Origin of the sequence: Kytococcus schroeteri, assembly GCF_042433515.1 — a bacterium.
In the GTDB taxonomy this organism is placed as follows: Bacteria; Actinomycetota; Actinomycetes; order Actinomycetales; family Dermatophilaceae; genus Kytococcus; species Kytococcus schroeteri.
This window is the reverse complement of sequence record NZ_JBHLVH010000027.1, coordinates 1-9976: the sequence shown is the minus strand read 5'-3', so window position 1 is coordinate 9976 and position 9976 is coordinate 1. Positions and strand designations below refer to the sequence as shown.

Here is a 9976-nt window from a genome sequence, read left to right as displayed (position 1 = left end):
CGGGGCCTTCCGACCATCGCGGAGGAGTCAGGCGATCAGTAGATGCCGTCGTGCGAGGGGGTGAAGTCGCGGCTCTTGTAGGCGAACATGCTCGTGCCGCAGGTGATCGGGGTGAGGGTGTAACCGCCGCGGCCGTAGCGGGTGGCGGTCACGTCGGTGGCGACGTTCCACTTGACGCCCTGGCAGCCCTCGCCGTTGGTGATCCACTGCTGGTAGCGGGCCTCGTAGGCCGCCACGTAGTTGGCGTAGCACGGGTCCGCCGTGGTAATGCCCAGGTCGGCCAGGACCTTCTCCAGCGTGGGCGGGGCGAAGCCCAACGGCACGAGCTGGTAGGTGGCCTGGATGCGCGGCTGGGTGCCGGTGCCGTCGGGCTTGGTGGTGCCGTCGAGCCACTGGAAGTTGATGTCGATGTCCTCGTTGGTCGCCACGCCGCGGTCCTTGTTGGCGCGGAAGAGGATGGAGTAGACACCGCTGGCGTCGGGCTGGGTGAAGTCCCTGGCGTTGGCGCCGACGGAGGCGACCGGCTTGCCAGGGTGGGCGATGTTCTCGAACGAACCGTAGCCAGTGGACATCGAGAAGCCGCGACGGTCGGTGGTGATGTTGCCCGTCAGGTTCTTCACGTCGATGCGGAAGTTCAGCGGGTACCGGGTGGTGTCGATGGCGCAGCCCGAGATGTTGCGGGCGTTGATGGTCGAGTTCTGCAGGAAGCCGTTCGAGCCGCCGGCGCCGTCGTACCAGATGGCGAACTTGGGGTTGGCGCCGCACTGCGTGACGACCTGGGCGAGGGTGTCCTTGTAGGCGGTGAAGTTGGCGTCGACCTGGCCGGCGATGGTGTCGGCCGGGATGGTGCAGGAGGCGGCGACGGCCGGGGCGGAAGCGGCGACGGCGACGGCCGGGACGGACCAGGCGGCGCCCTTGGCGATGGACCGGCGGGAGATGCCGGAGGTCTGGTTGGTCATGACTTCCCCTTGGGATCAGGTTCGGAGGTGGCAGTTGCCACGGGGACAGTAAAACGCATTTCGGGGATCCTTGCTGGTGCAAGCTCGCGTGCAGATGGTCCGCATCGTCGCGAGGGGTCGGTGGCTCGGTGGCGCCGACCCGGAGCGACACAGGTATGCCCGATGAATAGTCCTCTCCCTGTGGCAGGTTGGAGTAATGAACAGTTTCGCTACTTCGTGAAACATGGCGCACCGAGCATTCAAAAGGAAGTTGCATCACATGCCCGACGTAATGATGCGGAAGTCCCTGTCGGATCGCTATTTCCCGTGCTGTGAAAAGTTACGTTCGGCAGTGCCACAGACCTCCGGTCCCCTCGGCGCCGCCGAGGGGACCGCGCACGAAAGGAAGAGTCCATGACCGTCTCCCGCCGCTCCCTCGCCAAGGGTGCTGCCTGGTCCGTCCCGGCCGTCGCCGTCGCCGCCTCCGCGCCGGCCGTCGCCGCCTCGCAGACCTGCACCATGACCGACGAGCAGCTCAACGCCGGTGACTGCTCCGGTACCGCCGCCTCCTGGGAGATCGTGGGTGCCCGGACCTACGGCACCACCGGTGGTGCGGTCATCCCGATCTCCAACTCGCACAACATCGGCCTGCGTTCCACCTGCAACTACCGGGGCTCGGTCACCTTCAAGCTGCACAACACCGCAGGCGAGGCCTACATCCCGGCCCCGACGGCGACGCTGTCCGACGGTCGTACCGTGTCCGGCTCCGTGACGCTGGGCAACGTCCTGTCCGGCATCGCGCAGACCGGCTGGGACTCCAGCTTCACGATCAACTGGGGCAAGGGCTCCGTGGGCACCATCAAGCCCGACCTGTGGGTGGGTGCCGTCGTCAACATCCCGATGGAGCTCTCCTACACCGCCCCCGACGGCTCGCTGCACACGTGCATGGTCACCATGCAGTACACGCAGACCGACGGCTACACCAACGGTGCCGTGGTGTCGATGGGCAACCCGACCTTCGTGGCTGCCTGAGGCGTTCTCCCGACGCTCCGGCAGGTGGGGTCCCGTCGCTTCGGCGACGGGGCCCCACCCGCGTTCCGTGTCGAGTTCAGTCCACCGGCAGCAGGGCGGTCCAGGCCACCACCCGGCGGGCGCCGGGGGTCCCCTGGCCGAGGCGGCGGTAGCGCTGCAGCACGGCGTCCAGCTCGGCGCGCAGGGCGACTGCCTGGTCGGCGCTCACTAGCACGGCGTCGTCCTGCAGGTGGCTCCAGGCGTCGTGGGGCCCGGGGCGCCCGTCGGTACCGGCGGCGCGGGCCTCGACGTGTGCGTGCGCACGGGTGGCGAAGAGGTCGACCAGGTCGTGCTCGAGCCAGGTGTCCAGGGCCTGTGCGTCGTCGTCCTCGGGGGCCTGTGCGGGGGTGGTCCCGTCGGCGGAGGGGGGCGTCAGGCGCCACGTGCGCCGGCGGCCGGATCCGGGCTCGTCCTGCACGAGCCCTGCCTCGGCCAGCAGGCGCAGGTGGTAGCTGGTCACCCCGGTGCTCGTGTCCAGGGCGCGGGCGAGGTCTGCGGAGGTTCCGGGGCCGTGGGTGCGCAGGTGGGCCACGATGCGGCTGCGCACCGGGTGGGCGAGGGCAGAGCGGTCGACGGCCATGGGTGCAGAATACCTCTGCACAAAGTCTCTGCACTGGGCGCCTGTCGATGGGTGTGGCTGCAGAATTCCGCTGCGGGGTGCGGAATCCTGGCCGAGTGTGCGCGTTTGGCTGCGTGGTGTGCGCCCCGTAAACTTGTGGGTCGGTTCGCAGCCGGGAGGTCGGTCACCCCGACCGGGCGGCTGCCCGCACAGACGGATGGACCGGCATCGCGCCGTGACCACCCACCGCCAGAACCCTCGTGAAGAAAGTGCGATTCATGCGTACCCACACCCCGAAGCAGCCGGAGATCCTGGCTGACCGCAAGTGGCTGGTCATCGACGCCACCGACGTGGTGCTCGGTCGCCTGGCGAGCCACGCCGCAGCCCTGCTGCGCGGCAAGCACAAGGCGAACTTCGCCCCCCACGTCGACACCGGTGACTTCGTCATCATCATCAACGCCGAGAAGGTGGCCCTGACGGGCGCCAAGCTGGCCCAGAAGCGTGCCTACCGCCACTCCGGCTTCCCGGGCGGCCTCCGCTCCGAGACCTACGCCGAGATGCTCGAGAAGCACCCGACCCGTGCGGTCGAGAAGGCCATCGCCGGCATGCTGCCCAAGAACCGTCTGGGCCGCGCCCAGATCAGCAAGCTGAAGGTCTACGCCGGCGCCGAGCACCCGCACGCCGCGCAGCAGCCCCAGCCGTTCGAGATCACCCAGGTGGCGCAGTAAGGCCACGGGCCCTGCGCAGAGAAGCGACCAAGGAGAAACCCGTGGCTGAGAACACCACCGAGAACACCGCCGTCGAGGCCGACGAGGCCCCGATGGCGTCCTACACCTCCGAGTCCGCCCCGGTGGCCACCGAGGAGGGTGCCGAGCGCCGTCCGATGGCCTCCGGCCCCGGCGCCGGCCTGGGCCGACGCAAGCAGGCCGTGGCCCGCGTGCGCCTCGTTCCGGGCTCCGGCCAGTGGACCGTGAACGGCTCCTCCCTGGAGGAGTACTTCCCCAACAAGCTGCACCAGCAGGAGGTCAACGACCCGCTGACCCTGCTGGAGCTCGCCGGTCAGTTCGACGTGATGGTGCGCGTCCACGGCGGCGGCAAGTCCGGCCAGGCCGGCGCCGTCCGTCTGGGTGTGGCCCGCGCGCTGAACGAGATCGACACCGAGCTCAACCGCCCGGCCCTCAAGAAGGCCGGCTTCCTCACGCGTGACCCGCGTGCGACCGAGCGCAAGAAGGCCGGTCTCAAGAAGGCCCGCAAGGCCTCGCAGTTCAGCAAGCGCTGACCACCCGGCACCACCTCGAAGGGCCTCCGCTGCGGTGGGGGCCCTTCGTCGTGCCTGCGTACCCCCTGCCTGTGAAGCCCGCCACGGGCTGGTGGACCGTGAACTGCCTGCTCGCGTCGGTACAGTGCCGGACATGCCTCGACTCTTCGGAACCGACGGCGCTCGCGGACTGGCGAACGCCGACATCACGCCCGAGCTCGCCCTCGGCCTGTCCCTCTCCGCGGCCCGGGAGGTCCTCTCCTCGGCGGATGCCTCCGGCCCCTCGGTGCCTGCCGCCAGCGCCGCGGAGGACCCCGAGCACTCGGTGCGCGCCCACGCCATCGTGGGGCGCGACCCGCGTGCCAGCGGCGAGTTCCTGAGCGCGGCCACGGTCGCCGGCCTCGCCTCGGCGGGCCTGGACGTGTACGACGCCGGCGTGCTGCCCACCCCGGCCATCGCCTTCCTCACCAAGACCACGCACGCCTCCCTGGGGGCCATGCTGTCGGCCTCCCACAACCCGATGCCGGACAACGGCATCAAGTTCTTCGCCGAGGGCGGCTACAAGCTCCCCGACGAGATGGAGGACCGCATCGAGGCGGGCATGGGCGAGCAGTGGGACCGCCCCACCGGGGCCCGCGTGGGGCGCGTGCTGCCCTACGAGCGCGGCGCCGACGCCTACGTGGAGCACCTGCTGGCAGCCCTGCCCAACCGCCTCGACGGCCTGCACGTGGTGATCGACGCAGCCAACGGTGCGGCCAGCGAGGTCGGCCCCCGCGCCTTCCGTGAGGCCGGGGCCAAGGTGACCGTCATCGGCAACGCCCCGGACGGCCTGAACATCAACGACGGCTGCGGGTCCACCCACCTGGGCCCGCTGCAGGCCGCCGTGCCCGCCTACGGCGCCGACTTCGGTGTGGCCTTCGACGGGGACGCCGACCGCTGCCTGGCCGTGGACGCCGAGGGCAACGAGGTGACCGGCGACCAGGTGATGGCGCTGCTGGCGCTGTCCCTGAAGGACCGCGGTGCGCTGGCCAACGACACCCTCGTGGCCACCGTCATGAGCAACCAGGGGCTGGTGCAGGCCATGGAGGCCGCCGGCATCCAGGTGGTGCGCTCCAAGGTGGGGGACCGCTACGTGCTGGAGGACATGCGTGCCGGTGGGCACACCCTGGGCGGTGAGCAGTCCGGCCACGTGATCCTGCTCGACCACGGCACCACGGGTGACGGTGTGCTGACCGGGCTCATGCTGGCGGCGCGGGTGGCCGAGACGCGCACGCCGCTGGCCGAGCTGGCCGCGTGCATGCAGCTGCTGCCGCAGACGCTCATCAACGTGCAGGGCGTGGACAAGGAGCGCCTCGAGGGTGACCCCACGGTCGCTGCCGCCGTGGCCGAGGTGGAGGCCGAGCTGGGCGCCGGCGGGCGTGTGCTGCTGCGAAAGTCCGGCACCGAGCCCGTGGTCCGGGTGATGGTGGAGGCACCCACGCAGGACCTCGCTGCGGCCAGGGCCGAGCAGCTCGCGGACGTGGTGCGCAGCGCGCTCGCCCTCTGATCCGGGTCGTCGACAGGGGTGCACCGGTCCCCGTCGCGACCGGTGCGCCCCTGCATCCACCGCGCCACCCGTCGTGACGTGTCACTCACGCGCGCAAGGGATTTCACCACCATGGCGCGTGTCTCGGATCATATTCGACCCCTTCGGGGGCGAGTACGTGTTCTGCGGGTGTGGTGTCTACCGCATCACCCTGACCCGTCCGATGGCCGCGTGGGCGAACGCCGACTTCATCTGGCCCGACGCCCACTGGTTCGCTCCCGCCGAGCGTGACAGCGTCTCCATCCGTGTGGAGTCCCTCGGTGGCGTGGTGGGCCCGAAAACCGACAACAACCTCGCGGTGTACGACAACAACGGCAAGGGCTTCTGAGTCAGATCCCGCACGAGTGAGCCCCCTCCACCCAGTGGGTGGAGGGGGCTCACTCGTTCCACGGTCCCTTCTCAGAGACCGTGCTGGGCCACCACGCGGACCGTGCCGTTGGCCAGGTCGTAGGCCGCCCCGACGATGCCTAGGGTGCCGGACTCCAGGCGCTCGCCGATGAGGCGGGAACGCTCGGGCAGCAGGTCCACCGTGGCGGCCACGTGCTGCTCCATGATCCCGCGCGCGTCGGTGACCTGCTGGCGGTGGGCCGTCAGCACGCTCGGGGTCACCTTCTGCACCACGTCGGAGAGGTGGCCGGGGGGCATGTCGCCGCTGGCGTGCGCGGTCATGGCGGCCTTCACCGCGCCGCACGAGTCGTGCCCGAGCACCACGATGAGGGGGATGTCCAGCACGTGGCTGCCGAACTCGAGGGTGCCCAGCACCGAGGAGTCGAGGATCTGGCCCGCGGTGCGCGTGACGAAGAGGTCGCCGATGCCGCGGTCGAAGATCATCTCCGCGGCCACCCGGGAGTCCGCGCAGCCGAAGACGGTGGCGAAGGGGGCCTGCCCGTGGCTCTGCGTGGCGCGCCGCGCGGCGTCCTGGTTGGGGTGCAGGGGCGAGTCGGCCACGAAGCGGGCGTTGCCCTCGAGCATGATCTTCCACGCCTGGGCGGGAGTCGGGTCGTCGATGCGCATGGGGGTCATCCCACCACGCGATGCTGGGAGGAGTCGCGCTCGGGGCCCGGCGTCGGGCCCCGGGGCCTGCGTCAGAGGACCTCGGCGACCTTCTGCAGGCGGTGGTCGCCCACGACCTCGCGCAGGGTGCCGGAGGCCGAGCGCATCACCAGGGAGTGGGTGCGGGCGCCGTCGGTGCCGAAGCGGACGCCGTCCAGCAGCTCGCCGTCGGTGATGCCGGTGGCGACGAAGTAGCAGTCCCCGGTGACCAGCTGCTCGGTGGTGAGCACGGCGTCCAGGTCGAGGCCGGCGTCGAGGGCCTTCTGGCGCTCGGCGTCGTCCTGCGGCCACAGGCGGCCCTGGATCTCGCCACCCATGCACTTCATGGCGCACGCGGCGATGATGCCCTCCGGGGTGCCGCCAATGCCCATGAGCAGGTCGATGCCGGACTCGGGGCGGGCGGCCATGATGGCGCCGGCCACGTCGCCGTCGGAGATGAAGCGGATGCGGGCACCGGCCTCGCGGATCTCGGCCACGAGCTGGTCGTGGCGGGGGCGGTCGAGCACCACCACGGTGACGTCCTCGACCTGCTTTCCCAGGGCCCTGGCCACGGCGCGCACGTTGTCGCCGGTGGAGGCGGTGATGTCGATGGACCCCTTGGCCTGCGGGCCGACGGCGATCTTCTCCATGTAGAACACGGCGCTCGGGTCGTACATCGCGCCGCGCTCGGCCACGGCCAGCACGGACACCGCGTTGGGCATGCCCTTGGCGGTCAGCGTGGTGCCGTCGATGGGGTCCACGGCCACGTCCACCTCGGCGCCGGAGCCGTCGCCCACGCGCTCGCCGTTGTAGAGCATGGGGGCGTTGTCCTTCTCGCCCTCGCCGATGACGACCACGCCATTCATCGAGACGGTCGCGATCATCTCGCGCATGGCGGCCACGGCGGCGCCGTCGGCGGTGTTCTTCTCGCCGCGGCCCACCCAGCGGGCGCCGGCGATGGAGGCCGCCTCGGTGACGCGGACCAGCTCCATGGCCAGGTTGCGGTCGGCGCGCAGCGGGGACGTGGACGTGGTGGTCATGAACTCTCCTGGGACGTCGTCACCCACGCGTCGGCGGTGACCCGGGGCCCCGTGAGCCTAACGCGTCAGCGGTGGGAGAATGCGCGGCATGACCGACCCCGCCGTGCAGCCCTCGCCCCCTCCTCGTCGTCGTGGGATGGGGTCCTGGCGCAGCATGCTGTGGTCCTCGCTCATCGTGGTGGCCATCGTGCTCGTCTGGTGGGCGATGGTGGCCATGCCCGACCGGGTGCCCGAGCGGACCGTGGACGTGCGGCAGCAGACCGCCACCACAGAGCGCGAGACCGGCCGCGACATCGTGGAGGCCGTGGGGCTGTCCGGGGAGTGGCGCGCCACGCACGCCCAGCTGCGCACAGACGGCACCGACAAGACCTGGCACGTGACCTTCGGCACCCCGCAGGGGCGTCACCTGAGCCTCGACCAGCGCCTGCTCGGCCCTGAGGGGGAGCGCGCCGGCCTGGTGCCGTGGGCCGAGGGCAAGACCGGCACCGGCGAGTACCAGGGGGAGATCGAGGCCGACGGCCGCACCTGGCGTACCACGCTGCGCCCGGACCCCGAGCGGCGTGGTGCCGTGCTGCTGGACGCCCCGGACGACTCGGCCGTGGTGGTCAGCGGCGACGCCTCGGAGGACGAGTTGCGGGCCCTCGTGGAGGCGCTGCGCTTCGACGGCGCCCCGCGGGCTCAGTCCTCGGCGTCGGCCTCCGACTGACCGGCGCCACCTGCGGCCGGGGCCTCCCCGGTGTCCTCGGCCTGCGCGGCCTCCCGGGCCTCGACCCGGTCCGTGATGCGCTGCTGGGCAGCGTCGAGCCACGAGGCGCAGTGGTCGGCCAGTGCCTCGCCGCGCTCCCACAGCTCCATGGCCTCCTCCAGCGGGCGCTCGCCGCGCTCGAGGGTGGCCACGATGCCCACGAGCTCCTCGCGGGCCTGCTCGTAGGTGAGGGAGGACACCTCGGGGCGTGCGTCCTCGGTGGGGGTGCCGTCGGTCTCGGGGGTCTCGGTCGGGCTCATCGGGTGCCTCCTGGCGGGGTGGGGTGCGTGGTCGTCGGGTCGTACAGGGGCGTGGCCCCGGGACGGGGTGTGGGGCGGGTGTCGTCCGGTGGTGTCATCCACCGACCACCCGGGCGGCGAAGTCGCCGTCGGCCACGGTGACGCGCAGCAGCTGGTCGGCCTCCACCTCCTCGCGCGAGGTGACCACACGGCCGTCCTGCGTGCGCAGCACCGAGTAGCCGCGCTCGAGGGTGCCCAGTGGGCTCAGCGCCCGGAGGTGGCCGCGGGTGGAGGTGATGCGCTGCTCCTCCGAGGCCAGCCGCCGGCGCACCGCGGCCCGTCCCCGCTCGCCGACGGCCTCGAGCTCGGCGCGCGGGCGGCTCACCATGGTGATGGGGTCGGCCAGCACCGGGCGGGCGCGCGTGGCCTCCAGGCCGTGCCGTTCCCGCTGCAACCGGCCGGTCAGCGCGCGGCGCAGGCGCTCGCGTCCCTGGGTGACGCCCTGGCGCTCGTGCGCCGCGTCGGGCACCACCAGCTTGGCGGCGTCGGTGGGGGTGGAGGCGCGCACGTCGGCCACGAGGTCGAGCAGGGGGTTGTCCACGTCGTGCCCGATGGCGCTCACCGTGGGCACGGGGCAGGCGGCCACCGCACGCACCATGGCCTCGTTGCTGAACGGCAGCAGGTCCTCGAACGAGCCACCACCGCGGGCGATGACGACGACGTCCACCTGCGGCGTGCGCTGCAGCTCCTCCAGGGCGGCGATGACGGCCGTGACCGCCTGCGGCCCCTGCACCGGCACGTTCTGGATGACGAACTGCACGGTGGGCCAGCGGCGCCGCGCGTTCTCCACCACGTCCTTCTCCGCGGCGGAGTTGCGCCCGCACACCAGGCCGACGCGGCGGGGGAGGAAGGGCAGCGGGCGCTTGCGGCCGGCATCGAAGACGCCCTCGGCGGTGAGCTGTTGCTTCAGCCGCTCCACCCGTGCCAGCAGCTCGCCCACGCCCACGTGGCGGATGCTCTTGCAGAACAGGCTGAGCGAGCCGTTCTTGGGGTAGAAGCGCGGCTTGGCGTGCATGACCACGCGAGCCCCCTGCTGCAGCGCCGGTTGCACCGCATCGACCACGCCCACGGGGGCCATGACACGCATCGAGAGGTCTGCGTCCACGTCGCGCAGGGTCATCCACACCAGCTTGGCGCCCTGCCGGCGAGACAGCTCCACGAGCTGACCCTCGACCCACAGTGGCGACATCCGGTCGACGTACTCGTCGACCTTGCGCGACAGGGTGCGCAGCGGCCACGGCTGGTCGGGCGTGGTCTGGGCGGCCTTCTCCGGCAGCGCCTGCGGGGGCTGGCTCATGGCGGCCACCCTAGGCCGCAGGTCCTCGCCGGCCGGTCACCGCACCGCGGCGGCCGGTGGACTGTCGGCGCACCGGGGCGACGCCTAGATGTGATGTCCAGGGACGTTGTTGCGTGACTCGCTGACAGGTGAAGGCCTCCTGTTGCGAGAGT

12 protein-coding genes are annotated in these 9976 nt (G+C 71.4%); 6 read left to right on the top strand and 6 right to left on the bottom strand.

The window, feature by feature from the left end:
- Positions 1 to 35: 35 nt before the first annotated feature.
- Positions 36 to 959 (bottom strand): hypothetical protein, encoded by a 924-nt coding sequence (locus ACFFHC_RS10250; RefSeq protein ID WP_379805199.1) that lies wholly within the window; start codon positions 957 to 959, stop codon positions 36 to 38.
- Between the two features lie 393 nt (positions 960 to 1352).
- Here ACFFHC_RS10250 and ACFFHC_RS10245 point away from each other — a divergent pair, with 393 nt between their 5' ends.
- Positions 1353 to 1970 carry a hypothetical protein gene (locus tag ACFFHC_RS10245; RefSeq protein WP_379805196.1) on the top strand — a complete coding sequence of 206 codons (618 nt, stop codon included), beginning with the start codon at positions 1353 to 1355 and terminating at the stop codon, positions 1968 to 1970.
- Positions 1971 to 2046: 76 nt separating this feature from the next.
- Here ACFFHC_RS10245 and ACFFHC_RS10240 read toward each other — a convergent pair whose 3' ends face one another.
- Complete coding sequence (locus ACFFHC_RS10240; RefSeq protein WP_379805193.1) at positions 2047 to 2589, bottom strand: ArsR/SmtB family transcription factor; 543 nt, start codon at positions 2587 to 2589, stop codon at positions 2047 to 2049.
- Positions 2590 to 2846: 257 nt separating this feature from the next.
- Here ACFFHC_RS10240 and rplM point away from each other — a divergent pair, with 257 nt between their 5' ends.
- From rplM to ACFFHC_RS10220, 4 genes are all read left to right on the top strand, one after another.
- Positions 2847 to 3296 (top strand): 50S ribosomal protein L13, encoded by a 450-nt coding sequence (gene rplM, locus ACFFHC_RS10235; RefSeq protein ID WP_141494170.1) that lies wholly within the window; start codon positions 2847 to 2849, stop codon positions 3294 to 3296.
- 41 nt (positions 3297 to 3337) lie between these two features.
- Positions 3338 to 3847, top strand: coding sequence for a 30S ribosomal protein S9 (rpsI, locus tag ACFFHC_RS10230; protein ID WP_379805189.1), 510 nt, complete (start codon positions 3338 to 3340; stop codon positions 3845 to 3847).
- Positions 3848 to 3980: 133 nt separating this feature from the next.
- Complete coding sequence (glmM, locus tag ACFFHC_RS10225) at positions 3981 to 5372, top strand: phosphoglucosamine mutase (RefSeq protein ID WP_379805186.1); 1392 nt, start codon at positions 3981 to 3983, stop codon at positions 5370 to 5372.
- A 118-nt stretch (positions 5373 to 5490) separates the two neighbouring features.
- The gene (locus ACFFHC_RS10220; RefSeq protein WP_379805183.1) at positions 5491 to 5739 is read left to right on the top strand and encodes a hypothetical protein; all 249 of its coding nucleotides are present in this window, start codon (positions 5491 to 5493) and stop codon (positions 5737 to 5739) included.
- Between the two features lie 71 nt (positions 5740 to 5810).
- Here the strand turns inward: ACFFHC_RS10220 and ACFFHC_RS10215 are convergent, their stop codons facing one another.
- The gene (locus tag ACFFHC_RS10215; RefSeq protein ID WP_180802192.1) at positions 5811 to 6425 is read right to left on the bottom strand and encodes a carbonic anhydrase; all 615 of its coding nucleotides are present in this window, start codon (positions 6423 to 6425) and stop codon (positions 5811 to 5813) included.
- 71 nt (positions 6426 to 6496) lie between these two features.
- Positions 6497 to 7483 carry a class II fructose-bisphosphatase gene (gene glpX, locus ACFFHC_RS10210; RefSeq protein WP_070703418.1) on the bottom strand — a complete coding sequence of 329 codons (987 nt, stop codon included), beginning with the start codon at positions 7481 to 7483 and terminating at the stop codon, positions 6497 to 6499.
- An 88-nt stretch (positions 7484 to 7571) separates the two neighbouring features.
- Here glpX and ACFFHC_RS10205 point away from each other — a divergent pair, with 88 nt between their 5' ends.
- Positions 7572 to 8189, top strand: coding sequence for a DUF4245 family protein (locus ACFFHC_RS10205; protein ID WP_168168405.1), 618 nt, complete (start codon positions 7572 to 7574; stop codon positions 8187 to 8189).
- On the opposite strand, the gene ACFFHC_RS10200 is transcribed toward ACFFHC_RS10205, so the two are convergent.
- Entirely contained in the window at positions 8162 to 8488 is a 327-nt protein-coding gene (locus ACFFHC_RS10200; protein ID WP_070703420.1) for an exodeoxyribonuclease VII small subunit, read from the bottom strand. The two genes, ACFFHC_RS10205 and ACFFHC_RS10200, sit on opposite strands and share 28 nt — an antisense overlap.
- A gap of 94 nt (positions 8489 to 8582) precedes the next feature.
- Complete coding sequence (gene xseA / locus ACFFHC_RS10195; RefSeq protein ID WP_070703425.1) at positions 8583 to 9824, bottom strand: exodeoxyribonuclease VII large subunit; 1242 nt, start codon at positions 9822 to 9824, stop codon at positions 8583 to 8585.
- Positions 9825 to 9976: the final 152 nt, after the last annotated feature.

Coding starts and splice junctions, on each gene's coding strand:
- ACFFHC_RS10250 (WP_379805199.1), bottom strand. CDS start 959: ATGACCAACCAGACCTCCGGCATCTCCCGCCGGTCCATCGCCAAGGGC.
- ACFFHC_RS10245 (WP_379805196.1), top strand. CDS start 1,353: ATGACCGTCTCCCGCCGCTCCCTCGCCAAGGGTGCTGCCTGGTCCGTC.
- ACFFHC_RS10240 (WP_379805193.1), bottom strand. CDS start 2,589: ATGGCCGTCGACCGCTCTGCCCTCGCCCACCCGGTGCGCAGCCGCATC.
- rplM (WP_141494170.1), top strand. CDS start 2,847: ATGCGTACCCACACCCCGAAGCAGCCGGAGATCCTGGCTGACCGCAAG.
- glmM (WP_379805186.1), top strand. CDS start 3,981: ATGCCTCGACTCTTCGGAACCGACGGCGCTCGCGGACTGGCGAACGCC.
- ACFFHC_RS10215 (WP_180802192.1), bottom strand. CDS start 6,425: ATGCGCATCGACGACCCGACTCCCGCCCAGGCGTGGAAGATCATGCTC.
- glpX (WP_070703418.1), bottom strand. CDS start 7,483: ATGACCACCACGTCCACGTCCCCGCTGCGCGCCGACCGCAACCTGGCC.
- ACFFHC_RS10205 (WP_168168405.1), top strand. CDS start 7,572: ATGACCGACCCCGCCGTGCAGCCCTCGCCCCCTCCTCGTCGTCGTGGG.
- ACFFHC_RS10200 (WP_070703420.1), bottom strand. CDS start 8,488: ATGAGCCCGACCGAGACCCCCGAGACCGACGGCACCCCCACCGAGGAC.
- xseA (WP_070703425.1), bottom strand. CDS start 9,824: ATGAGCCAGCCCCCGCAGGCGCTGCCGGAGAAGGCCGCCCAGACCACG.